This is a genomic window from Streptomyces sp. NPDC088553, assembly GCF_044752965.1.
Taxonomy (GTDB): Bacteria; Actinomycetota; Actinomycetes; order Streptomycetales; family Streptomycetaceae; genus Streptomyces.
Genome location: NZ_JBIVMG010000013.1, coordinates 197,976 through 224,652, shown reverse-complemented (window position 1 = coordinate 224,652; position 26,677 = coordinate 197,976). Strand labels below are relative to the sequence as shown.

Sequence of the window (26,677 nt, the reverse complement as noted above, 5' to 3'; positions counted from 1 at the left end):
TCGGGGCGGACGATCGCGCGGAGCATGTCGTGGCGTTCGACGAGCCGGCGCAGGACCGTGTTGCCCCGCTCGGGCTCGAAGTCCTCTGACTCCAGTTCCAGATAGAGGTGGGTCGACACATCACCCAGCTCGAACAGACCCGAACGTCCCAGCCAGTACGCGTGCTGCACATCCGTCAACCCGAACGGCTCGTGCAACCCACCGGGGTCCGGAACCAGCGCGGGCGCGTCGGCCCCTTCCACGAGGGCCTCGTCGGGGGAGGTCAGCCGCAGGTCGATCGCCTCCGCGAGCGCACGCGGGCTCGGCGCCTCGACGAGATCGGCGAGCGAGACCGACACGCCCAGCTCGGACTCGACGGTGATCTGGAACTCGGTCGCGTGGAGCGACTCCAGGAAGAGCTGCTCGTCCGGGTCCGACGGCCGCTCCCTCCCGGTGATCGCCGCATAGCGGTCGCAGAGGTAGTCGCTGATCGTGCCGAGCCGTTGTGCGGGTTCAAGGGAGAGCAGGACCGTACGGTCCACCACGCCGATGCCGACGTGTCCGCTGCTGGTCGGGTTCACTGGATCCCCTTCGGAGTGCCATTCGGCGAAGCGTCCCTGCACGTGCCTGTCGCGGGCCACCCTCCCTGTCCGGAGGCGGGCCCACGAGCCCCGAAGGACACCCGGGTCGGCCGGGCAGCTGGTGACGTGGAGCAGTGTCCGTTCGAGGGGGACGTGAGGTGGGGCCCTTCGGCTGCGCCCTGCTGGGCTGTGCGGCACCGGGAACGCCCGCGAGTGTGCAGGGGAATACCGTCTGCCAAAGGAGCGACTGTGACAGGGCCCTCACCGAAGCGGAGTTTCGGCCGGACACTGCTTCGGATCATTCCCATCCTGGCCGTTCTCGTCGCGGCCGGTGCCTTCATCATCGCGAACCGTACGGAGGCCATCAGCCCGGAAGGCACACCGGTGACGCTGAGCAAGGCGCTGAACATCTATCGGGAGCATCCGAAGGCGTTCCGCGACGAGCTCGGCCAGATCAAGGCCCCGGTGTCCCCGAACAAGGCGATCAAGGGGTTCACGGTGCCGGCCGCCGGTGTCTACACGTACAAGACGGACGGCAAGGACTCCATCATCTACGCGGGGGACAGCTACGAACGCCCCTTCCCCAAGGAGAGCTACGCGCGGGTGCACCATGGCGGCGGGTGCGTATGGGAGCTGTACTTCGCCCCGATCGAGGAGCACGTCGACGCGCACCGCCAGTGCAGCGGAAAGAACGAGTACCTGTGTCTCGCGCACATGCAGAAGGTGAGCTTCGCGGGCATCGAGGGCGACGAGGCCCACAAGTGCAATCCGGCGATGGTCCAGGTGGGCGGTGCCGCGGTGAAGGCCGGCGGGAAGGAGGAGACCATCTGCGTCGCCCACGGCAACCGCGCGCGGATCGTGATCAAATACGTCGGCGACGAGACGGTGGACGTCGGCGGCGAGAAGCGCGGGGCCCATCACGTCCGCATCGACAGCTACGTGAAGGGTGACGGTCTCGACGGGGACGCCGTCGCCGACGTGTGGTTCGACAAGGAGGACGGCCTGTACCTGAAGGTCGTCCGGTCCGCCGACGTCAACGTCGACCGAGGCGGCGGCAACAAGGGCACGTACCGCGTCGAGGCCTCCTACACCTTGGCCTCGCGCACCCCGCAGGTCTGATTCCCGGTCGCCGGGACCGCACGCGCCGGAGCACCGGCGAGGCCCTGTCTCCCCCGGAGGGAGACAGGGCCTCTTCGTGGGTCGGCCACGCCCGGTGGCACCGGATCAGCGCACGGCGGCCGTCAGTTCGGAGCGTACGCGCTCCAGGACGCACGCGGTGTTCTCGGCGATGAAGAAGTGGCCGCCCGGGACCACGTGGAGCGCGAAGTCTCCCGTCGTGTGCATTCGCCAGGGGGCCATCAGCTCCGCGGGCGCCCGGTCGTCCTCGGCGCCGGCCAGGGCCAGGACCGGGCAGTCCAGCGGCAGGCCGGGGGAGTAGCGGTAGCCCTCGGCCGCACGGAACTCGGCCCGGAGGCCCGGCTCGGCGACCTCGCGCAGGGCCTCGCTCTCCATCAGCTCCGGCGGAGTTCCGCCGAGGAGTCGTACCTCGTCCCAGAACTTCTCGGTCGGGAGGTCCGCCAACTCCGGTCCAGGTGACGGGAGATGAGGTGCCACGTGCCCGGAAGCGATCAGTGTGTGCGGTCCCGGCGCACCTTGTGAGCGCAGCTCCCGGGCCGTCTCGAAGGCGATCAGGGCACCGAGACTGTGGCCGAGGAACGCGAAGGGGCCGTTGTCGGCCCTCAGCCGGTCGGCGAGGGCGGAGGCGAGCGCGGTCACCGGGGCCGCGGGCGCGACCGTGCTCGGCCGGCTGCCGCGCCCGATCACCCGGACCTCGGCATCCGGGGCCAGCTCCTCCGCCCACGCGCGGTACAGCGACTCGGCGCCCCCGGCGTGCGGGAAGCAGTACAACAGCATGTGCGCACAACTCCTCTCGAATCTCGGTGTGCGGTCCCGGCGCTCAACACACCGGGTCAGTCCTCCACCAGGCGGGCGAACGCGGGGATGACGAACAGCTGGGTGACGAGCGTCATGCCGATCAGTACCGCGACCGCCTTGAGGAGGGCCTCGGTGACCGTGCCGCTCGTGGGTCCGGTCATCAGGGCACGAACGCCCTCGATGACGTACGTGAAGGGGTTCCACCGGGTCAGGGAGGCGAGCCAGTCCTGGAGCAGGAGCGGCGGCGCCGCTGCCGGGCTGGCGAACAGCAGGAGGACCGAGAGCGGAGCCATCGCCAGCGGGGCCTGCGGATTGCGGGTGCGCAGGGCCACGATGTAGAAGAAGCCGCCGTACGCCACCGACCACAGCGAGCACAGCAGCAGCAGGCCCAGCACGCCCAGTACGCCTTGGTCGAGCCGGGCGCCGAGCAGCACACTGACCACGAGGACCACGAGGACGGCGGGCACGACCCGGATCGCGTCGAAGAGCAACCGGGAGAGCAACAGCGCGGTGGGGCGCACCGGCTGCAGGCGCAGCCGGTCCAGGAACCCGCTCTGGGCGTCGAGCACCAGCGCGGTCGCCGAGTATCCGGACCCCATCATGCCCGTGAACAGCAGCAGCCCCGGAGCCATGTAGGCGGCGTACGGGGTGACCGGGAAGCCGGGGATGAAGGCCATCCGCTCGTAGCTCGAAGCGACCAGCGTGATCAGGAACAGCGGGAAGACCACGGGGAAGACGAACGCGATGACGGGGCTCCGTACCCCTTCGCGCAGATTGCGGACGAGCAGTGTCGTCGTGCCGGAGGCGGCGGACATCACATTCCTCCCTGCTGGGTGCCGATGGTCCGGCCGAGTGCCGCTGCCGAGACCGCGCTTTCGTGTGCGACCTTGCTGTCCAGGGACTCACCCGTGAGCCGGACGAAGACGTCCTCGATGGTCGGGTCGGCGACGGTCGTCCCGTCCAGCGGAACCCCGGCGTCGCGCAGCCGGGCCAGTAGTTCGGGCAGCAGATCCTCCTTGCCGGACAGGTCGATGCTCAGCACGCCGTCATCCTCGTGGCAGGCCGCCTCGCCGACCACGGAGGCCGCCGTGCCGCGGGCGGCGGGCGATGCCGCGGTGAGCTGGAGGACCTTGCCGCCGATGCCCTTCTTGAGCCCTTCCGGGGTGTCGGTGACCGCGACCCTTCCCTTGTCCAGGATCGCGATCCGGTCGCACAGTTCGTCGGCCTCGTCGAGATACTGCGTGGTGAGGAACACCGTGCCGCCGTCCGCGCGGTACTGCCGGACGAAGGCCCACAACGCCCGCCGGCTCTGTGGGTCCAGCCCGGTGGTGGGCTCGTCCAGGAAGAGCAGTTCGGGCCGGTGGACCAGGGCGAGCGTGGCGTCCAGCCGGCGTCTCATGCCGACGGTGTACGCGGCGACGAGCCGGTCCGCCACGTCGACCAGGCCGAAGGCGGCCAGGAGCTCGTCGACCCGTGTCTTGCGTTCCTTGCTGCTCATGCGGCGCAGTGAGGCGATGAGATTCAGGTGTTCGCGCCCGGTCATCAGGGGGTCGAGTGCCGCCTGCTGGAGCGAGAGACCGATCCGGTCGCGCACCTCGGACCGCTGTTTGACGACATCGAGCCCGAGCACGCGGGCCTCGCCGGATGTCGGCCGGATGAGAGTCGCCAGCACCCTGACCGTGGTGGTCTTGCCGGCACCGTTGCGGCCGAGGAAGCCGAACACCTCCCCGGCACTTACCTCGAGATCGACGTGGTCGAGTGCGACCGTGCCGTCGTCGAACGCCTTGTAGAGGCCTTGGACCTCGATGGTGGACATGCAGTCACTCTGGGAGCAGCGGTCCTCCGTGCACAGCGCTGATTCGGAGCGTCGTTCGTGCCTTGCCGGACGTCCGTTCGGAGTGGCCGATCGGCGTCGCCGGTGGTGCTGTGGCACGGACGTCCCGTTGGCCCTGTGGACGGAGCGCGTGCCGGCGCTAGAAACGACACCGAGACCGTACGGGACCGTGTGAGACCGAGGGGACTTCGTGAGCGTCTTTCCCAGCACCGAATGGCTGCAGTCGTACGTCCAGCGCATCAATGGTTCGGAGGAGTTCGAGGAGGCGGCGAGCACGTTCGACGCCGAGATCGCCTTCGTCTTCGAGGCGGAGCCGGAGAGCGGGGTTCCCGCCGACATCTGGTGTCACACCGAGTTCGGCGGCGGCAAATGCAAGTGGGCCGAGTACGACACGGGCGAGGAGAAGGCCAAGAACTCGACCTTCGTCATCCGGGCTCCGTACTCGTCCTGGAAGGGGGTCATCCAGGGCGAGATCGATCCGATCGAGGGCATGCTCGACGGTGATCTGATGGTGACCGGACATCTGCCGACGCTGCTGCGCTACGTCCGGGCGACGGACGAGCTGGTCTCGCTGGCCGCCCATGTCGCCAGCACGTTCGTGGACGATCCGCGCTGACACGGCGCGCTCGCGGAAACGGCGGGGCGCCGTCCTTCTCGGACGGCGCCCCGCCGTTTCGTACGTGCCGATCGGCCCGGGCCGGACCCTGGTCGGCCGGACCGGCCGGGACCGGACCCCGGCCGGATCGGTCGGACCGGTTCAGCGCACGGTGCGGACGACCTCCAGATCCCCGGCCAGATACAGCTCCCGGCACACCCCGCGCTGCTTCTTGCCGGAGGAGGTCTTGGGGAGCGTGGCCGGGCGCACGATCAGTACCTCGGCGGGTGCGTGCTGGGCCGTGGTGCGCAGCACGTCGAAGAGCTCACGCCCCAGCCGGTCCAGGGACTCCTCGCCGCCGACGCCCTCCGCGACGACCACCATCCGTTCCGTGTCCGGCAGCGAGAACGCGATCACATGACCCGCCCGTACGCCGGGGACCGCCTCGGCGGCGATCTCGTAGTCCTCCGGGTAGAGATTGCGACCCGCCACGATGATCATGTCCTTGGCCCGGCCGCAGATGTACAGCTCTCCTTCGTGCAGGAACCCGAGGTCGCCCGTGCGCATCCGCCCGTCGGCCAGCTTTCCCTGGCCGTCGAGGGGCTGGTCGGGGCCCGTCCAGTAGCCGTCGGTCACCCCGGGGCCCCGCACCTGGACCTCGCCCACGTGCCCGTCGGGAAGCTCCTGGTCCGTGGGTCCGTGAATGGTGACGGTCGTTCCGGCGAGCGGCCGGCCGCAGGACACCAACGGCCGGGCCGGCAACGGATGGTCGCCGCCGTTCGGCACCTCTTCGGGAGACAGGACGCGGGGTGCGGAGCCGGCGGAGTCGGCGCTGACGACCAGCGTGGTCTCGGCCATGCCGTAGGTCGGGCAGAGGCTCGCGGCGGGCATCCCGCTCTTGCCCAGGACCTGGAGGGTCTCCTCGACGATGTCCGCGGTGACCGGTTCCGCTCCGTTGATGGCGACCTTCAGACACGAGAGGTCCAACTCCGCGGGCCGCAGCTGCTGGGCCCTGGCCGCCAGCCGGTAGGCGGAGTTGGGCGCGGCGGTGATCTCCGCACGCCACGCGCTCACCGTCGCCAGCCAGGACGACGGCCGGCCGAGGAAGTTCTCGGTGGGCATGACCACCGTGTGCACGCCCTGCGAGAGCAGTCCGACGACGGAGACGATCCCCATGTCGTGGTAGAAGGGCAGCCAGCTCACGTAGGTGTGACCCGGGCGCATCCCCAGCGTCTCCATGCACGACCGCACGTTCCCGATCAGCTGCCCCTGCCGGACCGGTACCGCCTTGGAGGCACTGCTCGTGCCCGAGGTGAACTGCAGCATGCCGAGCTGATCGGCCTCCGGCATCGGCGGCGCGGGAGCGGGACCGCCGGCCGAGGCGGCGTCGAGGGTGAGAATCCGGACGTCCGGCAGCCCCACGCCGCGTACGAACTCGGGCCGATCGGTGATCACCGCGGTGGCCCCGGCGACCGCCGACCGGCCGGCGAGCAGACCGCGTGCCTGAGCGCCGTCGCCGCGCTGTTCGTGCGGCAGGACGACCGGCACGGCACCGAGCCGCCAGAGGCCGAACAGATTGATCAGCATCATCGGGGAGGTCGGGGCCAGGACACAGACCCGGTCACCAGGGGCGACACCCGCGTGCCGCAGGCCCACGGCGGCCCGGGTCGAGCGTTCGTGAAGTTCCTGTAAGGAAAACCGGGTGACGCGCATGGAATCGTCCAGGATGGAAAGCGACCCGCCGTTTTCGGCCGCCCGGCTCATGGCCTGGGGGATTGATGTCTGAATATTCCCCACATGGCGGACTGTCATAGCGGTGTTTCCTTCCCCGTGAATTCAGGCATACTGCGACAGGTTAGGCGGATGATCTCGGCACCGGCAGTTCCTCCGGGGGGCTCGTGTGGGGGTGCCCGATCGGTGCGACCGCGAGCGTGGCCTTCTGTCGTGACGAGATGGGCGGACGCTTCGGTGTGGCCGGACGAGGGTGGCGAAAACCAATCGGTCGACTCCGGAAGTCCGTTTGCGGCGTTGCTAGGTGGTGCTTTGGTGGCTACTGTCGTCGGCGTCTACTAGCACCGCGTAGTAGGAGACCGGATTGGCGAATCGCATCGGACCCGAGGTGAATCCTCGAGTGCATGCGTTTCGCCGTCTTGCCGTCTCGGAGGCTCCCCCCACCTCCACGCGAACGACGGCTCTCCAGAACTGCCATATCACCGCCCGTCCCCGGCGGCACCGCAGCCGGTAAGTAGCCAAGGAGTCAGAGCCGTGACGCAGGCAACCCACACCACCGCCCAGGACTACCGGCACAATTCCGAGAAGACGCCCGACATCGCCCTCGTCGTCCCCAACGAGATGGCCCGGTTGGGTCTCAAGACCATGCTGTCGGCAATCGACATGCGATGTCTGGTCGAAGCCGATTCATTTGACGCACTGGCGAATAGCCTCGATCGTATACCGGTCGACGTGATCATCATGTCCTGCACCGAGTGTGATCTGGACGTGCATGAGGAGTCACTCCGAGAAGTGGCCGGGCGAGGCGTGAAGGTATTGTTTCTGCTGGAGAGCGCGGCGCAGCACATGATTGCCAGGGCCGCATGTCTCCCGGTGGACGGATTTCTCATCCAGTCGGAGCTGACCGGAAATACCCTCGACGATGCCATCCGCCGCATTTCCGACGGAGAGATCTCCATGCCGTCCACCCTCGCCCGGGAACTCCTGTCCCAGGTGCGGGACCGGGGAACGGTGAAATCACCGCGCCCCGTGTCCCTGACACCCCGGGAGCAGCAGGTGCTCTCCCTCGTCGCAGACGGCCTGAGCAATAAACAGATCGCCCGCCGGCTCGGCATCTCCGAGCACGGCGCCAAACGGCACGTGGCGAACGTTCTGGCCAAGCTCAACAGCCCCAACAGGACACTGGCGGTGGTCACCGCGCTGAAGGAGGGGCTCCTTCCCGAGCAGGCCTGAGGGAGGGAGACACCGACACGGACGGCACCGTCCCGGCGTCCTCGTGACCTTCCGCCGAGGGGCGCCACGTCCGCAGTCGCAGGCTGTTGGCGACGACGAGGAGCGAACTGGCCGACATCGCCAACGCGGCCAGCATCGGATTGAGCAGTCCTACCGCCGCGACGGGGATCAGCAGACCGTTGTAGGCGAAGGCCCAGGTGAGGTTGGAGTGGATGACGGCCAGGGCGCGCCTGGCCAGGTGAAGGGCATCCACCACGACCTCGATGTCGTCCGTCACCAGCGTCACACCGGCCGCACCGATCGCGGTGTCCGTGCCCGTGCCGAGCGCGATGCCCAACTCGGCACGGGCGAGCGCCACCGCGTCGTTGACCCCGTCACCCACCACGGCGGCGACGCGCCCCGCCCTGCGCAACTCCTCCACCACCTCGGCCTTGCGCTCCGGCGAGGCCGAGAAGTGGACCTCCTCGATACCCAGCTCGGCGGCGACCGCGTGGGCGGCCCCCCGTCCGTCGCCGGTGAGCAGAACGGTGCTGACGCCCATCGCGCGCAGCCGCCGCACCGTCCGGAGACTGCCGGGCCGCACCGTGTCGCCGAGGACGAGCACGGCGGCCACGGCGCCGTCCATCTCCACCACCACGGCCGTACGGCCCATGGCGTCGGCCCGGTCCAACGCGGTCCGCAGGACGGCCGGCAGGTCCCCGACCGCCTGCGGCCGCAGCACCCGCACCAGGCGCCCGTCCACCACGCCCTCCACGCCGGTCCCGGTGGTCGCCAGGAAGGCGGTCGCCGGCAGGGGAGCGCCGTCGCGCTCCAGCGCCGCGGCCGCCACCGCGCGGCCGATCGGGTGCTCGGAGAGCCGCTCGACGGACGCGGCCGACCGCAGCACCTCGTCCTCGTCCCACCCGGGCACCGCGACGACCGAGAGGAGCCGCATCCGTCCGGTGGTGAGCGTGCCGGTCTTGTCCATCACCACGGTGTCGATCTCCCTGAGCCGCTCCAGCACCTCCGGCCCCTTGAACAGCACCCCCAGCTGGGCGCCGCGGCCCGTCGCGGCGAGCAGCGCCATGGGCGTGGCGAGCCCCAGCGCACACGGGCAGGCGACGACCAGGATGGCCACGGCGGTGGTGACCGCCCCCAGTGCGGTGGCGCCGGCACCGAGCCAGAACGCGAGGACGGCGCCGGCCAGCGCCATGACAGCGGGCACGAAGACCCCCGCGACCCGGTCCGCGAGGCGCTGCGCCCGTGCCTTGCCCGCCTGGGCGTCGGCGACCAGCGAGGTGATCCGGGCCAGTTGGGTGTCGGCGCCGACGGCGGTGGCGCGCACCACCAGGCTGCCGCCGATGTCGAGGGTCCCGCCCATCACCCGGTCGCCGGGGCCCACGTCCACGGGAACGCTCTCCCCGGTGAGCATCGACAGGTCGAGGGCGGCACGGCCGCGGACCACCACCCCGTCGGTGGCGACCCGTTCGCCCGGCCGCACCAGGAACCGCTGTTCCGGAAGGAGCTGTTCGATCGGGATCCGGCGCTCCCGCTCGGGCGCGCCGTCCGCCGGGGACGGTGAGTCGTCGAGGACGGTGACGTCCTTGACGGCGAGTTCGGCCAGGGCCCGCAGAGCGGATCCGGTCCACCGCCGCGCCCGATCCTCCAGGAGCCGCCCGGTGAGGACGAACAGCGGTACTCCGACCGCCGCTTCGAGGTAGATGTGGTCGTCGCCCGCTCCCGCCGTGAGCGAGAACGGCATCCGCATCCCGGGTTCTCCGGCGTCCCCCAGGAACAGCGCGTACACGGACCAGGTGTAGGAGGCGATGATGCCCAGGCTGACCAGCGTGTCCATGGTCGCCGTGCCGTGCCGGAGCGCCCGCAGCGCGTTGCGGTGAAACGACTCGGCGCCCCACAGCGCCACCGCCGTGGCCAGCAGGAAGCAGACCCACTGCCAGTTGTGGAACTGCGACGACGGCACCATCGAAAGGACCAGGACCGGAAGGGAGAGCGCGGCCACGATCACGAGCCGGACGAGCCGGTCGCCGTCGTCCGCGACGTCGTCCCCTGTGTCGCCCGAGGCCGTCGCCCCCTCGCCGACCGGCTCCGCCGTGTACCCGGCCTTCTCGACCGCGGCCACCAGCTCGGTGACGTCCACGAGCGGCGGATGCACCACGCGGGCGCGGCCGGTGGCGAAGTTGACTCCCGCTCTCACTCCTTCGATCCGGTTCAGCCGTTTCTCCACCCTGGCCACGCAGGCCGCGCACGTCATGCCGCCGATGGCGAGGTCCGTCGCCACCGACTCCACGGTGTCGGTGCTCATTTCCGCTCCAGTCCCATGCCGTGCTGCCCCGTCTCGTCCCGTGGCGGGCTCCAACCGGGGCGCAACTCGGGCGAGACCGGCCCGACGAGCCGGCCGGCCGCGTAGGAGACGGCGAAGAGCAGAGCGAGCAGGAGAACGAAGCCGGAGGACTTCACCAGGACACCGTTCCCTCCCCGCCGCGATGTAGTGGTGCGCAGGAGCTGTCCTTGCCGATGGTCTGCATCCATGACAAGTCAGTCGTGATCCGGGCCCCCGGAGTTCCGGATTCGGCGTGAGCACTGCAACACCTGGGGACGGCTGACCGGACATGACAACCCTGAGTACTGCCCGAGGACCGCCCTCGACCTTCGGAGAGCAGGCAGGGAGCGGACAGGTCCGACGCAGGCGGCGCGTGAACCCGCACCTGCCACTGCCGCGCTCACCCCATTCCGGGGTGTGGCTTCTATACGCTGGCGAAGTGACTCATGGGCAGCAAGGTGACACCGAACCGAGCGACGTCAGAGCGGTCGACCTGCAGACTTTCGCCGTAGCGCTGCGCCGGACCGTCTCCGAGATCAGCCGCCTCGTCCACGGCTTCGCCGCCGCGCAGGGATTGCACCCCACCGATGTGCAGGCACTCTCGCTCGTACTCGACAACCCGCATCCGCCCACGCCCGGTCTGCTGCGAGAGCGTCTGGGCCTCACCTCAGGTGCGGTGACCGCTTGCCTCGACCGACTGGAGAAGGCCGGTCACATCTACCGCAGTCGGGACGACACCGATCGCAGGGTTGTGCGCATTCGGTACGCGGCAGGAGCCAGGGCGGCGGCGCGTTCGTACTTCATGCCGCTCGCGCAGGCGACCGAACGGGCACGCGCGCGGTTCACCGACGACGAACTCGCGGTGGTGTTGCGCTACCTCGACGCTCTGAACGCCGAACTGGCCGAGCTGCGGGTTCCGAGGCGCTGACTCCCGGGGAGGTGTCAACCGTCACTTCGTGAATCGGGTGCATCCACGGAGCGTCCCCACCCAGAAACCCTACCGATCCTCAGCTCCCGACACGCGTCGGAAGTTGCAGTTCGGGGTCGTGATGGAATATATCTCAACCATTGAGATTGTTTGTGATCAAGAGATCGTTCTCGGGAGTTCTCATGTCCACACCCCTGCGGTGGGCCGGCCGCCTGCTGCCGCTCCTCGTGCTCGCCGTCTGGCTTGCCGTCGGAGGCGGCCTGGGCCCCTATGCGGGCAAGCTCGGAGAGGTCTCCACGAACGATCAGGCGGCCTTCCTTCCTCGTAGCGCCGAATCCACCCAGGTCCTCCTGGAACAGGAGGCCTTCCGTCAGGAAGAGACCCTGCCCGCCTTGATCGTCTGGACGGCCCCGGGAGGCGGGCGACTGGACCCCGCGGTGCAGGCGGCGGCGACGCAGGCGCTCGCATCACTGAAGGGTGCGCCAGGGGTGATCGGCGCGCCGTCTCCGGCGCTCCCGTCCACGGACGGCGAAGCCCTGCGGGGGATCGTCCAACTCCGACCCGACCTGGGCGACGAACTTCCGGCGACGATCGAGAAGATCGATGCCACGGTGTCCGCCGTTCCCGGCACGGAGACGTGGCTCGGCGGACCCGCTGCCACGCAGGCCGACCTCACCGACGCCTTCGCCGGGATCGACGGTCTTCTCCTGGCGGTCGCACTGGTGACCGTCCTGGTGATCCTGCTCCTCGTCTACCGAAGCGTCCTGCTCCCGCTGATGATCATCATGGGGGCCGTGTTCGCGCTCGGACTTGCCTGCGCCATCGTCTACTTCCTGGCCGATCACGACATCGTGCGCGTGGACGGACAGGTGCAGGGCATCCTCTCCATCCTCGTCATCGGGGCCGCCACCGACTACGCGCTGTTGCTGGCCGCCCGCTACCGAGAGGAGCTCGGAGCTCGGGACGGGGACCGCCTGCCCGCCATGCGGGCCGCGCTGCGGCAGTCCATCGGGCCGATCACGGCCAGCGCGGCCACCGTCGCACTCGGTCTTCTCGCGCTTCTCTTCAGCGATCTGACCAACAACCGCGCACTCGGGCCGGTCGGAGCGATCGGCATCGTGTGCGCCGTGTTGAGCGCCGTGACGTTCCTTCCCGCCGTCCTGGTTCTGCTCGGCCGTGCCGCCTACTGGCCCGCACGCCCCAAGGCGGCACCCGCCGACGACGCGCACCCGATCTGGCGCAGGATCGCCGCCCTCGTCGACCGGACACCCCGCAAGGTGTGGGGAGGGTCCCTCGCCGCCCTCCTGGTCTGCGCCGCCTTCTCCTTCACCCTCGACTCCAAGGGTGTGCCGCTCGACGAGATCTTCGTCAAGGACGCCCCGTCCGTCGCGGCCCAGGCGCGACTCGGCGAACACTTCCCCGGTGGTGCCGGCAATCCTGCCGTCGTCATCGCTGACGCGGGCGCCGCAGAGAAGGTCCGGTCGACTGCCGAGGGAGTCGAAGGAGTCGACTCCGCCACTGTCTTCACGGCCCCCGGGGCTTCCGGAACGGCCAAGCCGCTCGTCGCGGACGGGCGCGTGCGCATCGACGTCACCCTCGTGGACGCCGCGGACACCGATGCCGCGAAGGGCACGGTCGCCGACCTCCGATCGGCCCTCCACGCCGTACCGGACGCCGACGCCCTGGTCGGTGGCTACACCGCACAGCGGTACGACACTCAGGTCACCGCAGAACGGGACCGCAAGCTCATCGTTCCCGTGGTGCTCGCGATCATCCTGGTGATTCTCTTCGGCCTGCTGCGATCGATCCTGCTTCCCCTGCTTCTGGTGGCGACGGTCGCGCTCAACTTCGCCGCCACTCTCGGGGTGTCCTCGCTCGTGTTCCAGCATGTCTTCGGATTCACCGGAACAGATTCGGCCGTCCCCCTGTACGGCTTCGTCTTCCTGGTGGCACTCGGCGTCGACTACAACATCTTCCTCATGTCCCGCGTCCGCGAGGAGACAGCCCAGCACGGTACTCGGGAGGGAATGCGGCGGGGCTTGATCGCCACCGGAGGAGTCATCACCTCGGCCGGCGTCGTCCTGGCCGCCACCTTCGCGGCCCTGGGCGTCATCCCGCTTGCCTTCCTGGTGCAGATCGCGTTCATCGTCGCCTTCGGCGTCCTTCTCGACACTCTGGTCGTCCGGTCGCTCCTCGTCCCCGCCTTGGTGCGTGACATCGGCCCCGCCGTGTGGTGGCCGGGCGCACTCCGGCACCGGCCTTGACGGTGAGCCCCATCCAGCCGCTGCGCAGGTGGCCAAGCGCGAACAGGTTCGGCACCAGCCGGGGCCCGACACGCGGGTTCCACCTCCATGCAGTCCACGCGACCCACCAGGACGGAGAATTCTCCGCACAGAACCTCCCCACACGCGCGGCCCCTGCCTTCGGGTGCCCGCACCACCACACACACCAGGGGCGGAATCGTTCGTACGAGCACCCTCCCCCCACTCCATCGGGCCGTTGGCTCTCTCAGTTCCAGCGCAGAGGCGGGACCAGTTCCGTGGACAGCGACGTGGTCGTCATCGGTGCCGGCGCGGCCGGCCTCTCCCTCGCGTGGCGACTGCTGAGCCCCCCGGCAGGCGTCACCGCGCCCACCGTCGTCCTCATCGACGCGCCCCCCGGGAGCGGCCTTCGTCCCCCGGAGCGCACATGGTGCTACTGGGAACAGGGCGAGGGCGACTACGACTCCTGGCTGAGCGCGTCATGGCGACAGGTACGCGTGCGGGCGCCCGACGGCCGCCCTCTCCACCGCGACCTGGGAAGACTGCGCTACAAGATGCTGAGCTCCACCGCGCTCGCGCGGGGCCTGGAACCCCGACTCGGCCAGGCGCATCGGATCGAAGCCGTCGTCGAGGACATCGTCGACCATGCCGAGGGCGTCTCCGTGGCCTACCGGGCCGCAGACCGCCAGATCCGGCACATCAGTGCCCGCTGGGTGTTCGACTCCCGTCCACCCGCCTCGACGCCCCCTGCTCGAGTCGCCCTGCTCCAGCACTTCAAAGGCTGGTTCGTCCGTACCGAGCGACCCGCGTTCACACCGGACACGGTCGAGCTCATGGACTTCCGCACCCCACAGCCGGAGCACGGCCTCTCCTTCGGATACGTGCTGCCGCTGAGTCCGCACGAAGCACTCGTCGAGTACACCGAGTTCAGTGAGGCAGCCCTTGCCGACCACGCCTACGACGCGGCCCTGCGCCACTACACCGGGTCGCTCCTGCGACTCGGCAGCTTTCATGTGCGCGCGACCGAGCAGGGGCGAATCCCGATGACGGACGCTCACCACGCCCGGCGCGCGGGCAGGAACGTGTTCCGTATCGGCAGCGCCGGCGGAGCTGTCAGACCCTCCACCGGATACGCCTTCGCCGCCATCCAACGTCAGGTGACGGCCATCGCGAACGCACTGCATCGTGGTCTCGAACCAGTGCCGCCTCCAGCCCATTCCCCTCGTTCACTGGCCATGGACGCGATCCTCCTCCGGGGGCTCGCCACCGGCCGTATCGCCGGCCCCGCGTTCTTCACGTCGCTCTTCGGCAGCGTTCCCGCTGAACGACTCCTCCGCTTCCTCGACGGTGACACCAGGCGGTGGGAAGAACTCCGCATCGGACTCCACACTCCCGTGCTCACCATGCTGCGCACCGCCGTGGAGGTCCCCTTCCTCACCCGCCGCGCCTGACCGACCCGCCCCCTCATGAGAGTGAGCACCACCGATGTTCCTCGACGGAAATCCGACCGCACCGTGGGGCCGAGACCGCAAGGCCGTCGCCCTTCCCGCTCACCCAGGTGAGCTGCGGCCGCGCGACGGCCGGCGGCATCGGTGCACCGTCATCGGTGGGGGAATCGCAGGAATCGCGGCCGCCACGATCCTTGCGGAGCGGGGCGTCGAGGTCACCCTCTACGAGCGGGAGACGTCGCTCGGGGGACGCCTGGCAGGCTGGCCGGAGGAACTGAGCGACGGAACGACCGTCACCATGAGCCGGGGCTTCCACGCCTTCTTCCGCCAGTACTACAACCTTCGCGGACTGCTGCGCCGCGTCGACCCCGCCCTCGACTCGCTCACCCCGCTGCCCGACTACCCCCTGCAACACAGTGCCGGCCTGTACGACAGCTTCGCGAGGGTCCCTCGGACGCCTCCCTGGAACGCCCTCGGGTTCGTGGCCCTCAGCCCCAGCTTCACCTGGCGCGACCTGCGGCATCTGAGAGCGGGCGCGGCGCTGCCGCTGCTCGACGTCCGACTGCCGGAGATCTACGAGCGCTACGACCATCTCAGCGCCCGTGAGTTCCTCGACGAGATCCGCTTCCCCGCAGCGTCGCAGCATCTCGCCTTCGAGGTGTTCTCCCGAAGCTTCTTCGCCGATCCCCGAGAGCTGTCCGCTGCCGAGCTGGTCCTCATGTTCCACATCTACTTCCTCGGTTCCTCCGAGGGGCTGCTGTTCGACGTGCCCAATGAGCCCTACCCGCAAGCCCTGTGGGACCCTCTGGGGAGATATCTCCGCAGTCACGGCGCCCGTCTGCGCACCGGCACCGCTGTGCGCAGTCTCGCCCCGGCTCCCGGCGGAGGTCATCTCGTCACGTCGACGGCCGGCGTCCAGCACGCCGACGCCGTCGTCATCGCCGTCGACACGGGTGGACTGCGGTCACTCGTGTCGCGCTCCCCGGGCTTGTGCGACGAGCGCTGGCGCACCGGAGTGAGCCGGCTCAGGACGGCGCCGCCGTTCCTGGTGTCACGGCTGTGGCTCGACCGGCCGGTGCACGGACACCGGCCGGGCTTCCTCGGCAGCGCCGGGTACGGGCCCCTCGACAACATCAGTGTGCTCGAACGCTACGAAGGCGAAGCTGCCCGCTGGGCACGGAGGACAGGCGGCTCGGTCGTCGAACTGCACTCCTACGCGATCGCCCCGGTCGACGACCCGCACGGCCTCTCGCGAGAACTCGTCGCTCAGCTCCACCGGGTCTACCCGGAGACACGAGGCGCGCGGATCATCGACGAACGGCATGAGGTGAGGGAAGACTGCCCCCATTTCGCGGTGGGCGGCTACCGGGACAGGCCCACGGTCCGCACGCCGGATCCGACGGTCACCGTCGCGGGCGACCTCGTCCGCACCGACCACCCGGTCGCGCTGATGGAGCGCGCGGCCACGACCGGATTCATGGCGGCCAACGCCCATCTGCGTCGGTGGGGCCTCCGCGGACAGACGTTGTGGACCGTGCCGAACCGAGGCCGCTCTGCTGCTCTGCGTCTCCTGTCCCGTCGGGGCGGCGGACGCTGACGCTGCCTCTCCCGGGCTCCTGCGTCAGCCCGGGAAGCGCCCGGTACGCCTGAGCTGCCAGCGGCGTTCGGCGTAGGCCAGGTCATCCCTCCACAGGCGGGCGGCCGTGGTGCGCATGGCCGGTCGCAACAGCGGCGCCACCGCCCTCGCCACGGCGAAGCCGCGACGATCAGATGTGGCGACGACAGCCTCCACCACCGCGGTACGAGGCCGGCCGGCACCTGTCGGGGTGAGCGGGGTCGCGTGGGTCTCCACCACGGAGCCGGTTCCCTCCCCCTCCACGATCCGCATGACGACCGTCCGGGGGCCCGGGGCCGTGAACACGGCCTTCACCGGAACCACCGCGCGTCCGGCCACTTTGAAGGACACCCGCACGACCAGGGCGTCCTCCTCGTCGGCCGCCTCCCGCTCGGGAACGGAGAGCACCTCCAGGTCCACGAAGGAATACGGGTGCAGCCACGCGCCGTGCCAGGGGTCGAGTCGGTTCGCCACGATGTCCTGAGGTTCGCAGGCACCTACCGCGGTGTACACCGCGCTGATCGCGTCCACGCGCGACGGACGGTCCCCGACCACGGGGCGCTCGGTCGGGGTCTCACCGCCCGCACGGTCCATCCGCAGCCACACCAGCACTCCGTCGTCGAACGTCGGCCACGGCTCCCATCCCGCGAAGGGGGCTCCGTTCAGTGCCAGACCGTGCCAGTGGCAGATCAGCGTTCCGCAGTGGACCGCACTGTCCTTCAGGGGCGCGCCCAGGTGGGGACAGGCACCGGGTCCTGCGTGAGGTGCCCCCTGCTCGTCGCGCCAGAGCACCACCTCCGTCCCTGCCACGGTCCGCCCGAGGGGCCTGTCCGCGCGGACGTCCCGACTGTCCGCGAGGACGAACCAGTTCCCGGACGCCCGGTTCGTCGCGCGCTTCAGTGCCTCGGCCATCGTTGAGGGCCTGGCCTGATCCCACGTCGCCCGCTGGTCGGCCCAGGCGAGCGGGTGGCGTCGCCATCGCAGAGGCACGCCTCGCCGTCCCCGTCGTCCCCGGTGGCTACTCACCCACGTCACCTCTCGCCCTTTCGCGACGGTCTCCCGATGAGCGGAGGGCGACAGGGGAGCTCCCCCCGATCCGCGTGTCGTCCGCCGGCGGGAGTCCCCTGCGCACCCCGCGCCGCACCGCCCGTGCGGTGAGGGCCCTCGCCAGACCCGACAGCGCCACCGATGCCCTGCGCCGCCTGCCCACGACGGCCCTTCGGTGGACAACGGCGAAGCCCTCCGCCTCGATCACGTCGAGGATGTCCTGGTACAGCACGAACGCCGTGCGGATGCACGGTGAGGACGTGGGATCCAGCAGCGCGATTCCGGGTTCCGCCTCTCGGTAGACGCACCGGGTGACGTCTGCGGCGGCCCGCATGGCGGACGTGATGCGCGCGTCCCGGCTCCCGGTCAGCCGGCTCCACTGCAGGAGCTCCCGGTCCACACCGTGGGCGGCGAGCAGGTCGGCGGGCAGGTAGACCCTTCCTCGGTCCAGGTCCTCTCCCACGTCCCTGAGGAAGTTGGTCAGCTGGAAGGCGACGCCCAGGGCGGCCGCGTAGGGTTCGGCTTCCTCCTGGGGGCAGACGGTCCCCAGGACCGGGACCATCTGCAGTCCGATGACGGCTGCCGAACCGTACATGTACGTGCTCAGCTCGTCGTACGTGGCGTACGAGCGGACCGAGAGATCGCTGCGCATGGAGGCGAGGAAGGCGCTGAAGCGGTCCGGCGGAATGCCGTAGCGGGCGCGGGTGTCCGCCGCGGCCGCCACGGCCGGTTCACCGACCGCCTCCCCGCGCAGCGCCCTGTCCCACTGCGCTTCGAGCTCGCCCAGGGCCGTCGACCTCTGAGCCCGCGAGGAGCGTCCGTCCATGTCGTCGACGATGTCGTCGGCGTACCGGGCGAAGCCGTACAACGCGTGCACGGCGCTGCGCCGTTCCACGGAGAGGAGACGCGTGGCGAGGAAGTACGTCCTGCCGTGGCGCGCGTTCAGCCGTCGGCACCGGGTGTACGCGGCGCGCAGGAACGGATCGGTCACTCCAGCGGCGTCGAGCTCCCGGGGTGTCAACGCGAGGGCCTTACGGCGCGGAGCGCGGCGGACGACGGAGGCGTCCGCCTGACCAGGCGGCTGCCGCCCCGCCGGACCTGCTGCCCCGCGATCCGCTGGGCAGCCAGCTTCCCCGAGATCAGTACAGGCGGAACACCTACACCCGGAGTGGTGCCGCATCCGGCGAGGACCACGTTCTCGGTGCCACGGACCAGGTTGCGAGGACGGAACGGTCCGGTCTGCGTGAACGTGTGGGACACCGAGAAGGGTGTGCCCGCGGCGTGCCCTTGAGCCGTCCAGTGCGCGGGGGTCACCAGGGACTCCTCGTCGACGGACCGATCCAGCCCGTGCAGGCCCCTTCGCTCCAGCTCTGCGATCAGCGAGTCACGGTACCTCGGCCCCAGCTCGCCCCAGTGAGCGGCACCGGGGCCGATGTCCGTGTTCGGGCAAGGAGCGAGGATGTAGTGGAGGTGCTTGCCCGGCGGCGCCAGCGTGGCGTCCGTCGCGGTCGGGCGGGTGATGAGGAACGACGGATCACTCATGAGCCTTCCCGTACGCGTGAGTTCACGGAAGGTCGTCGACCAGCCTTCGCCGAAGGAGAGCGTGTGGTGGCTGAGCACCGGCCACGTGCGGTCGGTGCCCACGTGCAGGACCACCGCGCTGGGGGAGTGCCGCAGACCGGCCGGGCGACGGGGTTCGCGCCCGAGGAGCCGGTAGGTCACGGGAAGGTCAGGGGTGAGCACGACCGCGTCGCAAGGGATGCGCCCGCGATCGGTGATCACTGCCGTGATCCGTTCGCCTGAGCGTTCGAGCTCGTCGACACGTTCTCCGAAGCGAAGGTGTGCTCCCGCGCGTTCAGCCGCACCCGCCATGGCCAACGGCACCGCGTGCATGCCTCCCCGCGGGAAGTACACGCCCGCGACCGTGTCCATGTACGCGATCACCGCGTAGGCGGCCAAGGCGCGCGAGGGCGGCACTCCCGCGTAGAGCGACTGGAAGGAGAAGACCCGCTGAAGTCTTTCGTCCGAGAGGAAGCCGCTCACGGCGCGGTCGAGCCGGCCAAGGCCGCCGAGAGCCGCGAGCCGCGCCAGATCGGGATGGACCAGTTGAAGCGGAGAGTCGAAGTTGGCGTCGATGAAGCGTCGCTTCTGCACCTCGTACAGCTTGCTCAGCCACTGCCGCATCCTGGTGTATCCCTGTGCTTCCGAGGTCCCCGCGAAGCGCTCCACCTCGGCTGCCATGACATCGGCGTCGGTGTGCACGTCGATGCTGCTTCCGTCCCAGAACATCGCCCGGTAGGCCGGGTGTAGGGGGATGAGCTCGACCCGGTCGCGCAGCGAGTCACCCACGGAGGCGAACGCCTCGTCGAGAATGTCCGGCATGGTCAGGACCGTCGGGCCGGTGTCCACCCGGTAGCCGTGGAGATCCAATCGGCCTGCCCTGCCGCCCGGCCGCACCTCCCGCTCGACCACGGTGACCTCACGACCCGCGCCCAGGAGATGCAGCGCCGCCGCGAGGCCGGCGAACCCGGCTCCGACCACCACCACGCGGTCCGTCCTGCCCGGCACCGTTCTCAACGGACACCTCCGATCGCAGATGTAGGGATTCCCACGCACCGGTCGGCGCGATGAACGGCCGTGCGCGTGCGCGGTGTCGCATCCGTGAAGCCGCACGACTCCAGCAGCAGCCGGCCGATGTGGCCGGTCGCCCTGGTGGAGAGCGGCCCTGAGCTGAGAAGGGCCATGCTCCGTGAGCAGAGGCGCTCGATGCGCGCGGCGACGCGATCACGGGCTCCACTCGTGATGAGCAGGTCGAGGACCCTCGCCACCTCGTCCTCTGCGGCGTCGATGGATCCGACCACGTCGTCGAGCAGGCGTAGAGCCTCCTTGTCACCCTTCCGTATGACGATGCTCCGGGCTACGGCGACCAGGTACGTGGCCTTTCCCTCGCGCAGGTCCTCGCCGGCCGGCTTGCCTGTCACCGCGGGGTCACCGAAGGCCCCCAACAGGTCGTCGTGCAGCTGGAACGCGATGCCCGCGCACAGACCCGCCCTGCGCAGCTCGCGCACCACCTCGCGATCGGCGCCGGCGAGGATCGCCCCGAGCGCCAGCGGGTGCGCAGCGGAGTACCGAGCCGTCTTGAGCACTGCCGCGCGCATCGCACGCCCCGGGGATCGTGAACCAGTGGCTTGTGTATGGAGATCCAGGTACTGGCCGGCGACCATCTCGGTGCGCATCACCCGCCACACCCTGCTGAGCTCCCTCGCATGGGGCGTCTTCGCGAGCGCCTCGACGAACGTGTCGTCCGCCCAGGCCAGTGCCAGGTCGCCGGCGAGAACCGCCGCGGCTCCTCCGAAGGTCCCGAACGGACGCCGGTGGTTCTGTGTTCCGTATTGGCGATCCACAGCAGCGTGCACGGAGGGGCGTCCTCGCCGCAGCACCGATCCGTCCATGACATCGTCATGAATCAGGGCACACGTCTGAATCAGTTCCAGGGCGGCCGCGGCCCGCAGAGTCGCCTCCGATTCGGCGGGGCCTCCTCCGCAGGCACGCATGGACCACCACAGCAGTTGCGACCGCCGTCGCCTTCCTCCCCTGACGGTGAACGTCACCACTCGCTCGCCGATGTCCGAGGCGAACCTCCTGTGAGCGGCGCTCGATTCGTCCAAGCGGCGTCCGAGCAGTTCATCGAGCACGGTGCCGACGGCAGCCGGGACGTTCCTGTCCACCGACAACGGATCCAGAGTGCGCATGGTGGTTTCCTTGCTGCCGGTTGTCGGGCAGAGCGGTTCTTCCTCCGTTTCCGTACCGCCGATCCGCATGGATGCACCAACTCTTCAGCTGTCCGGCGCAACGCTCCAGGGCCAGAGGCCACGATCGTCACCCCAATGGCGGGCGGCGTGTTCGACGTGGTGCCGCACCTCGCTACGGGAAACTGGGGGGACGACGTCAAAGGAGTGTGCGGATGCCCCTGCTGCGCGACGCGGACCTCGCGAACGCATTCGACCACGCATCGCGAACCTACGATCGGATGACCTCCTCCAGTCCGGGCTATCACGCGCACCTGCTCCGCTCCGCTCGCCGACTGGGCCTTCCCGCGGCAGGAGCGGGACTCTCCGTCCTGGACCTCGGGTGCGGAACAGGAGCCTCCACGGCTGCGCTGCTGCGTGTCGCGCCCCTGGCGACCCTCACGGGGGTCGATGCTTCCGCCGGCATGCTCGCTCAGGCACAACGCAAGAACTGGCCTCCGCACGTGTCGTTCGTCCATGCGGCGGTGGAACACATGCCCCAGGCGGAACAGCCCGGTTCGTACGACGCGGTCTTCGCCGCCTATCTGTTCCGCAATGTCTCGGACCCCGACCAGACCCTGGACATCGCGCATCGGCTTCTCCGCCCCGGCGGACGTCTCGCCATTCACGAGTACGCTCTCAGCGGCCGCATCCTCCACCGGCTCCTCTGGACGACGGTCATGAGGGGTCTCGTGCGTCCCTGGGCCCGCCTCAACGGAGACGGGCCCCTCTACGCGCACCTGCACCGGAGCGTCCTCGACTTCGACACGGCAACCGCATTCACCGAAAGGATCCGCCGCGCGGGGTTCACACGAGTCCGTTGTCTGCCGCAACCGGGGTGGCAGACAGGGATCACCCACACGTTCGTGGCGCAGCGGCCGTGGAACTGATCCGGCTCTCTGTCGCCGCTCGCCGGCTGACTCGCCTCGGGCCGGGAGGCGAACCTGCGATTCCGGATGCCGTCCCCGCCGCTCCTCGTCCTTACGCCGCGCGCTCACCGGTCACCGGCTCCTGGCAGGAGACTCCATGGCGTCGAGCAGGCGGGCGGCGGTCCAGCGCGGACCGCGCCGACGGACCGCCTCCGACCAGCGGGGCAGTCCCTCGGGGACGTGGTCGAGGAGTTCGCGTACCGCGGCACCGGCTTCGTCCTCGGTCAGCGTCGCCGGGTTCCGACACGTCGCCAGCCGTGCGCGCTCGGCATCGTGGGCGATGGAGAACTGGTCGCTCGAGAAGGGCAGGATCAGCGCCGGAGTCGCCGATGTCACGCACTCGGTGAAGGAGTTGTTGCCTCCGTGATGCACCATGGCGTCGACCCGGCTCAGCAGCCATCGCTGGGGGACGACCCGTGCGACGTGAACCTTGGGCCCGGCGAACTCCGCCAGTCTCGGCGCCCCTTCACCCGCGGCCACGACGACCGCCGCGTCCGGACAGTGGGCGAGGATGCCCCGGATCAGCAACGCCAGGACGTCGTCGCGCGCGGAGAGGAACGTGCCGAGTGCGATGAGCACCAGGCGCCGGGCACTCGACCTGAGCCGGCTGAGCACCCCCTCCCACTCGTTGCCCGGTCCCTTCTCCTCCGGGGACACGCAGTGGCCCCCGTGCAGGAAGCGCACCCCGGACGGCCGGTGCTTCGGCAGCCAGGAGAACCGCGGGTAGTTGAAGACGACGGCGCGCCTCGACGCCAGGGCGAACGCTCGGCCGGGTGCCTGAACCCGTGGTGCGTGTCTGCGTGCTACCGCCGCGAACCGCTCGGTGAACGCGAGATCGTTGCCGAGGGCGGCCTGCCGCAGTTCGGCGAGCTCCCGGGCCGCGGGACGGACGGCCCGGGGCCAGGCGTAGGGGACCCCGAACAAGGCCTCCGGGCTGTGCGGCAGGTACGTCGGATGCCCCGGACAGAACGTGGCGAACGGGAGCCCGAGGCAATGCAGGGCAAGCGTCACCGAGTAGCTGAGCTGGTCGACGACGAACCAGTCGGGGGCCAGACGCTCCTGTAGGTTTCGCATCTCCGCGAGGACCTTCTCCGGGTCGGCGAGCATGTCCTCGCCGCGGTGACGCGACTGCGTGAGCAGCGCGGGGATCGGCCCCTCACGCGTGGACCCGATGAACTCTTCGAGTCGTTCCGACTCCCGCACGCCCTGTCTCGTGCTCCGGGCGACACCGGTGTTCGCATTGCGCGTCACGGTCAACGGGACGAAGCTCGCGCCGGCTTCCGAGGCCAGCTGAGCGAAGGAAGGCGCGCACGCGAAAGTGACGTCTGAGCCTGCCTGGGCCAGAGCGCCGGCCAGCACCGACAGGGGTTGGGCGTGCGACTGGAAGGGGGGACTGATCACCGCGATGCGTGGCATCCCGAGCTCCTTCGGCAGGCGGAGTACGTCCACTGCTTCGTCTCGGAACCGCGGAGCGGATGCGCTTCCGTGCCCTCGAACAGTGCTCGGAGAGCGGGAACGGAGACGCTGGGCCCGGGTGCATCCACGTCGGGACGAGACGACGAAAGCTTCCTGGTCGGACGTATCCCACCAGGAGTCCCCATGGAGATCTCTGTCCCGGACATGGCGCCGGGTCCCCACCGCTTCCCCTCCACGGACGGGAAGCGTGACGCGTTCACGGCGGCGAGGCGGGCCTTCTGGAGCCGGTCCGAAGGTGCGACTTCGTCCCCCAACCCGGCACACCCGCCTTTCCCCACCTGCAGCCTCCTGTCCCAGCTGGTCGAAGAGGAGTACGGAGCAGGCGTCGGCGAAGGGCACCACGGGCATCACGCCCTGGCCACCGCTCAGGATGTCGTGGTCGCCCGCCTGCGGAACCGGTTGCGAAGGGGACGGCCACCCGGCCCGGAAGAGTGCGTACGGCTCGCGGCCGGGGGAGACGGAGCGCGTGGAGCGGTCTTCGAGGCGTGGCCCGAGGTGGTGCGTCTCCACGGAGGCCCCCGAGCCACGAGAGCGCTGCGCTCCGCCCTCCTCACCGCTCACGACCCCGGGACGACGGCCACGCTGCTCCACCTCGCGGCTGCGGCCGGCCTCCGACCCCTCCCGGGAGACGGCGTACTCCGGCCGGCCCACGAGGGCTCCCGCCGCGTGCGGCACGCGGCATGGGTGCTGCTCGCCCGGTACGGGCTCCGAGGCCGGAACCTGCTCAGGACGGTGGAGCCCGCAGACACCTACGAACGCCTCATGCTGGAATCCCTGCGACACGAGCCGCGCACGGCAGCCCGGCACCCGATGCCCTCTTCGGGGCTGCTCGTCGCACAGTCCATGCTGATGGGACGGTTCGACCGGCCGGGCGAGGGCCTGAGCGGCGGCCTCAGCGTCCTCCTCGACTCCGTCGGCGAGGCGCTCGCCTCGACCGACGGCATCGCGGGCGTGCTCACCGTCGTCACCGCGTGCCGCCCCGACCTCGAAGACGACGGTGTGCTGCTGCGCCGACGGAGCCCCGGTCACTGGCTCCTGCGCCTTCCCGTGGACAGCGACCGTCCGGCCGGCCCCCAGGACATCGGGGAGCACCGTGAGGCTCTGGCCTGGTGGGCCACCACGCTGATGTCCACGCTCGGACGGCGACTCGACGTCCTCCATGTGCGCTACGCCGACGACGGTTCGCTCGCCCTCGCCGAGGCAGCCCGAAGAGTCGGCGCCGCACTCGTCTTCACCGCGACCCCGGATCCTCACCGCCAGATGAGCGAGCGCCTTGGCCACCTCGGTGCGGATCCCGACCACGTGCGCCTGGACCTGCACCGCGTCTACCTCGCCGACCGCCTGGCAGACCGAGCCGACCGCGTGGTGGGCATCGCAGGCCGCGACGGAACGGCGGAACTGCTCCGCCATTTCCCGCAGCTCGCTCATAGGTACGGAACGGGGCAGTTGAGCGCCCCGCCGGAAGGCGTAGCGCCCTACGCGCCGCCGCCCGACGCGGGGAAGCGATGCGGATCCCTCATCGACAGGATCGGTGCGACCGCCGGACCTGCCGGGGAGTCCAGGCGAACGGTGCTGTTGAGCGTCGGCCGTCTTCACCCGGTCAAGCAGCAGGACGTCCTGGTCCGTGCGTGGATCGAGTCGGGATGCCACCGCGAATCGGTTCTGGTTCTCGTCGGCGGCAGCACATGCGGGCCGGACCCCCAGGAGTCCTTGATGCGCGACCGGATCCACGCGGCGACCCTCGGCAACCCGGAGGCCAGGGAACGTCTGCTCCTCCTTCCCGCGCTCTCCAATGCCGACGTACGGTCGCTCGAACGTGCGCTGGCCGAGCCCGCTCACCGGTTCCGGGCCCGGTACGTCTGCCCGAGCGCGAAGGAAGAGTTCGGTCTCGCGGTCCTGGAGGCCATGGAGGCGGGGATGGTCGTGGCCGGGCCCGAGCGTGGCGGCGTACCGCACTATCTGGACGACGGGAGCAACGGTCTGCTCCTGGACACCTCGACCTCGCACGCGTTGGGCCGGGGGCTGCGGCGCCTGCTGGACCTGGACGACGAGGCCGCCGAGGCCATGGCGCGGCGAGCACGGCATCTGGTGCGCACCAGGTACTCGGCGGCCGCCATGGCGCAGGCTCTCGCGGGCCACTACGCGGACGTGGCCTCGCGAGGCCGAAGGGCGGAACGGAGTCCGTCGTCGGAGCCGGGCGGGCGCGTGCCCGCCTGACCTGGTCGGGCCGGGCGGTCTCGAACTCAGGGAGGCGTCGAATCCGTGGAGGCCCCACCGTGCGGGAGCATGGCGGCGCCCCTGGCCGACCTGCCAGGGGCGCGGAGCGACGGGGCCGTTCGGACCCTCAACTGACGTCGACGAGGCCTGTCGGCACTTCCTCTCGTTCGTAGTTCGCCAGCGCCAACCCCAAGGCGAAGAAGGTGGGCGCCCACTCTCCGACGAAGATGCCCCACCGGTCGGCCCTCTCCAGGTTCTCGCTTCGTCGCGAGGTGATCCACGAAGCGAGCGACAGCCCGATGGAGCCAACGGCGGCAAGGTAGGCGTGTTCGCTGCTCACTCCCGCATCGTGCAGCTTCTTGACGATCATCTTCTCTCCCGCTTCCTTGGGAACGCCAGCGGCTCGGTGACCGCTCTTCGGGGTGAGCTGGCCCGTCCGCTGTCAGGTGAAGTGAGCTCCTTCTCCTGATACTTCGCATTGTTCGCGTTTCTGGATGCATCGCCCCCATGCGGGACGAGCTGCGTGGGAACGGTCTGTCCGTCGTACGGCGACCGCTCGGAAGCCTTCGCTGTCGTCACCGGGCTCCCCCTCCTTCATGGCCGCGGGCTGCCCTCCGGAGCGGCGGAGGACGGGGCACCTGTCTCCGTCGCCCGCCAGCGTTCCGCGGAACAGCCAGGCGGGAACGGAGGGAAGAGATGGCCGGCCAGGTCGATCCGCCAGAGATGCCCCCCTGCGCAGTCGCACTCGTAGAGGCCTGCC

Annotated in this window: 22 protein-coding genes; 9 read left to right on the top strand and 13 right to left on the bottom strand. The window is 69.9% G+C overall.

Features of this window, described 5'->3' with window-relative positions:
- Positions 1-560: phosphopantetheine-binding protein (locus tag ACIP8Z_RS34270; RefSeq protein WP_402090371.1), on the bottom strand; the 560-nt coding region annotated here is incomplete at its 3' end.
- A 249-nt stretch (positions 561-809) separates the two neighbouring features.
- Here ACIP8Z_RS34270 and ACIP8Z_RS34265 point away from each other — a divergent pair.
- The gene (locus ACIP8Z_RS34265; RefSeq protein WP_402090369.1) at positions 810-1,679 is read left to right on the top strand and encodes a hypothetical protein; all 870 of its coding nucleotides are present in this window, start codon (positions 810-812) and stop codon (positions 1,677-1,679) included.
- 105 nt (positions 1,680-1,784) lie between these two features.
- Here ACIP8Z_RS34265 and ACIP8Z_RS34260 read toward each other — a convergent pair whose 3' ends face one another.
- The 3 genes from ACIP8Z_RS34260 to ACIP8Z_RS34250 are packed head-to-tail and all read right to left on the bottom strand — an operon-like array spanning position 1,785 to position 4,311.
- Positions 1,785-2,474, bottom strand: a complete 690-nt coding sequence (locus tag ACIP8Z_RS34260) for a thioesterase II family protein (RefSeq protein ID WP_402090367.1) — start codon at positions 2,472-2,474, stop codon at positions 1,785-1,787.
- A 56-nt stretch (positions 2,475-2,530) separates the two neighbouring features.
- A complete protein-coding gene (locus ACIP8Z_RS34255; RefSeq protein WP_402090365.1) occupies positions 2,531-3,310 on the bottom strand; it encodes an ABC transporter permease in 780 nt (259 codons plus the stop codon).
- Complete coding sequence (locus ACIP8Z_RS34250) at positions 3,310-4,311, bottom strand: ATP-binding cassette domain-containing protein (protein WP_402090363.1); 1,002 nt, start codon at positions 4,309-4,311, stop codon at positions 3,310-3,312. The genes ACIP8Z_RS34255 and ACIP8Z_RS34250 overlap by 1 nt, the downstream gene beginning before the upstream one ends.
- A gap of 208 nt (positions 4,312-4,519) precedes the next feature.
- Between ACIP8Z_RS34250 and ACIP8Z_RS34245 the strand changes: the two genes are divergently transcribed.
- Entirely contained in the window at positions 4,520-4,945 is a 426-nt protein-coding gene (locus tag ACIP8Z_RS34245; protein ID WP_319321056.1) for a hypothetical protein, read from the top strand.
- 141 nt (positions 4,946-5,086) lie between these two features.
- On the opposite strand, the gene ACIP8Z_RS34240 is transcribed toward ACIP8Z_RS34245, so the two are convergent.
- Positions 5,087-6,637, bottom strand: coding sequence for an AMP-binding protein (locus ACIP8Z_RS34240; RefSeq protein ID WP_402090361.1), 1,551 nt, complete (start codon positions 6,635-6,637; stop codon positions 5,087-5,089).
- A 552-nt stretch (positions 6,638-7,189) separates the two neighbouring features.
- Between ACIP8Z_RS34240 and ACIP8Z_RS34235 the strand changes: the two genes are divergently transcribed.
- Entirely contained in the window at positions 7,190-7,888 is a 699-nt protein-coding gene (locus tag ACIP8Z_RS34235) for a response regulator transcription factor (RefSeq protein WP_319321050.1), read from the top strand.
- On the opposite strand, the gene ACIP8Z_RS34230 is transcribed toward ACIP8Z_RS34235, so the two are convergent.
- Both ACIP8Z_RS34230 and ACIP8Z_RS34225 read right to left on the bottom strand, forming a co-directional pair.
- Positions 7,848-10,190, bottom strand: coding sequence for a heavy metal translocating P-type ATPase (locus ACIP8Z_RS34230; protein WP_402090359.1), 2,343 nt, complete (start codon positions 10,188-10,190; stop codon positions 7,848-7,850). The two genes, ACIP8Z_RS34235 and ACIP8Z_RS34230, sit on opposite strands and share 41 nt — an antisense overlap.
- Positions 10,187-10,417 (bottom strand): hypothetical protein, encoded by a 231-nt coding sequence (locus ACIP8Z_RS34225; protein WP_402090357.1) that lies wholly within the window; start codon positions 10,415-10,417, stop codon positions 10,187-10,189. The genes ACIP8Z_RS34230 and ACIP8Z_RS34225 overlap by 4 nt, the downstream gene beginning before the upstream one ends.
- Before the next feature lie 230 nt (positions 10,418-10,647).
- Here ACIP8Z_RS34225 and ACIP8Z_RS34220 point away from each other — a divergent pair, with 230 nt between their 5' ends.
- The 4 genes from ACIP8Z_RS34220 (at position 10,648) to ACIP8Z_RS34205 (ending at position 16,442) form a co-directional block, all read left to right on the top strand.
- Positions 10,648-11,136, top strand: a complete 489-nt coding sequence (locus tag ACIP8Z_RS34220) for a MarR family winged helix-turn-helix transcriptional regulator (protein ID WP_402090355.1) — start codon at positions 10,648-10,650, stop codon at positions 11,134-11,136.
- A gap of 182 nt (positions 11,137-11,318) precedes the next feature.
- Positions 11,319-13,400, top strand: a complete 2,082-nt coding sequence (locus tag ACIP8Z_RS34215; RefSeq protein ID WP_402090353.1) for an MMPL family transporter — start codon at positions 11,319-11,321, stop codon at positions 13,398-13,400.
- Between the two features lie 275 nt (positions 13,401-13,675).
- The gene (locus ACIP8Z_RS34210; RefSeq protein ID WP_402090351.1) at positions 13,676-14,848 is read left to right on the top strand and encodes a lycopene cyclase family protein; all 1,173 of its coding nucleotides are present in this window, start codon (positions 13,676-13,678) and stop codon (positions 14,846-14,848) included.
- A 34-nt stretch (positions 14,849-14,882) separates the two neighbouring features.
- Complete coding sequence (locus ACIP8Z_RS34205) at positions 14,883-16,442, top strand: FAD-dependent oxidoreductase (protein WP_402090349.1); 1,560 nt, start codon at positions 14,883-14,885, stop codon at positions 16,440-16,442.
- A 24-nt stretch (positions 16,443-16,466) separates the two neighbouring features.
- On the opposite strand, the gene ACIP8Z_RS34200 is transcribed toward ACIP8Z_RS34205, so the two are convergent.
- From ACIP8Z_RS34200 to ACIP8Z_RS34185, 4 genes are read right to left on the bottom strand one after another with little or no spacing between them, the layout of a single operon-like run.
- Positions 16,467-17,495: a DUF5914 domain-containing protein gene (locus ACIP8Z_RS34200; protein ID WP_402090347.1), complete on the bottom strand. Its 1,029-nt coding sequence runs from the start codon at positions 17,493-17,495 to the stop codon at positions 16,467-16,469.
- Complete coding sequence (locus ACIP8Z_RS34195; protein WP_402090345.1) at positions 17,479-18,528, bottom strand: phytoene/squalene synthase family protein; 1,050 nt, start codon at positions 18,526-18,528, stop codon at positions 17,479-17,481. Before ACIP8Z_RS34195 ends, ACIP8Z_RS34200 begins: the two co-directional genes overlap by 17 nt.
- Complete coding sequence (gene crtI / locus ACIP8Z_RS34190; RefSeq protein ID WP_402090344.1) at positions 18,525-20,084, bottom strand: phytoene desaturase family protein; 1,560 nt, start codon at positions 20,082-20,084, stop codon at positions 18,525-18,527. The genes ACIP8Z_RS34195 and crtI overlap by 4 nt, the downstream gene beginning before the upstream one ends.
- On the bottom strand, positions 20,081-21,328 hold the full coding sequence (locus ACIP8Z_RS34185) for a polyprenyl synthetase family protein (protein ID WP_402090342.1): 1,248 nt from the start codon (positions 21,326-21,328) through the stop codon (positions 20,081-20,083). The genes crtI and ACIP8Z_RS34185 overlap by 4 nt, the downstream gene beginning before the upstream one ends.
- A 143-nt stretch (positions 21,329-21,471) precedes the next feature.
- On the opposite strand from ACIP8Z_RS34185, the gene ACIP8Z_RS34180 reads away from it, so the two are divergent.
- The gene (locus ACIP8Z_RS34180) at positions 21,472-22,185 is read left to right on the top strand and encodes a methyltransferase domain-containing protein (protein WP_402090340.1); all 714 of its coding nucleotides are present in this window, start codon (positions 21,472-21,474) and stop codon (positions 22,183-22,185) included.
- A 111-nt stretch (positions 22,186-22,296) separates the two neighbouring features.
- Here the strand turns inward: ACIP8Z_RS34180 and ACIP8Z_RS34175 are convergent, their stop codons facing one another.
- Positions 22,297-23,475 carry a glycosyltransferase gene (locus ACIP8Z_RS34175; RefSeq protein WP_402090338.1) on the bottom strand — a complete coding sequence of 393 codons (1,179 nt, stop codon included), beginning with the start codon at positions 23,473-23,475 and terminating at the stop codon, positions 22,297-22,299.
- An 891-nt stretch (positions 23,476-24,366) separates the two neighbouring features.
- Between ACIP8Z_RS34175 and ACIP8Z_RS34170 the strand changes: the two genes are divergently transcribed.
- On the top strand, positions 24,367-25,917 hold the full coding sequence (locus tag ACIP8Z_RS34170; RefSeq protein WP_402090337.1) for a glycosyltransferase: 1,551 nt from the start codon (positions 24,367-24,369) through the stop codon (positions 25,915-25,917).
- Positions 25,918-26,044: 127 nt separating this feature from the next.
- Here ACIP8Z_RS34170 and ACIP8Z_RS34165 read toward each other — a convergent pair whose 3' ends face one another.
- Positions 26,045-26,287 carry a hypothetical protein gene (locus ACIP8Z_RS34165; protein WP_402090335.1) on the bottom strand — a complete coding sequence of 81 codons (243 nt, stop codon included), beginning with the start codon at positions 26,285-26,287 and terminating at the stop codon, positions 26,045-26,047.
- Positions 26,288-26,677: the final 390 nt, after the last annotated feature.

What these genes read in the sequence shown, in the direction of transcription:
- ACIP8Z_RS34185 (WP_402090342.1), bottom strand. Translation starts at nt 21,328, where the DNA reads ATGCGGATCGGCGGTACGGAAACGGAGGAAGAACCGCTCTGCCCGACA.
- ACIP8Z_RS34255 (WP_402090365.1), bottom strand. Translation starts at nt 3,310, where the DNA reads ATGTCCGCCGCCTCCGGCACGACGACACTGCTCGTCCGCAATCTGCGC.
- ACIP8Z_RS34215 (WP_402090353.1), top strand. Translation starts at nt 11,319, where the DNA reads ATGTCCACACCCCTGCGGTGGGCCGGCCGCCTGCTGCCGCTCCTCGTG.
- ACIP8Z_RS34230 (WP_402090359.1), bottom strand. Translation starts at nt 10,190, where the DNA reads ATGAGCACCGACACCGTGGAGTCGGTGGCGACGGACCTCGCCATCGGC.
- ACIP8Z_RS34205 (WP_402090349.1), top strand. Translation starts at nt 14,883, where the DNA reads ATGTTCCTCGACGGAAATCCGACCGCACCGTGGGGCCGAGACCGCAAG.
- ACIP8Z_RS34250 (WP_402090363.1), bottom strand. Translation starts at nt 4,311, where the DNA reads ATGTCCACCATCGAGGTCCAAGGCCTCTACAAGGCGTTCGACGACGGC.
- ACIP8Z_RS34180 (WP_402090340.1), top strand. Translation starts at nt 21,472, where the DNA reads ATGCCCCTGCTGCGCGACGCGGACCTCGCGAACGCATTCGACCACGCA.
- ACIP8Z_RS34225 (WP_402090357.1), bottom strand. Translation starts at nt 10,417, where the DNA reads ATGGATGCAGACCATCGGCAAGGACAGCTCCTGCGCACCACTACATCG.
- ACIP8Z_RS34260 (WP_402090367.1), bottom strand. Translation starts at nt 2,474, where the DNA reads ATGCTGTTGTACTGCTTCCCGCACGCCGGGGGCGCCGAGTCGCTGTAC.
- ACIP8Z_RS34240 (WP_402090361.1), bottom strand. Translation starts at nt 6,637, where the DNA reads ATGCGCGTCACCCGGTTTTCCTTACAGGAACTTCACGAACGCTCGACC.
- ACIP8Z_RS34165 (WP_402090335.1), bottom strand. Translation starts at nt 26,287, where the DNA reads ATGATCGTCAAGAAGCTGCACGATGCGGGAGTGAGCAGCGAACACGCC.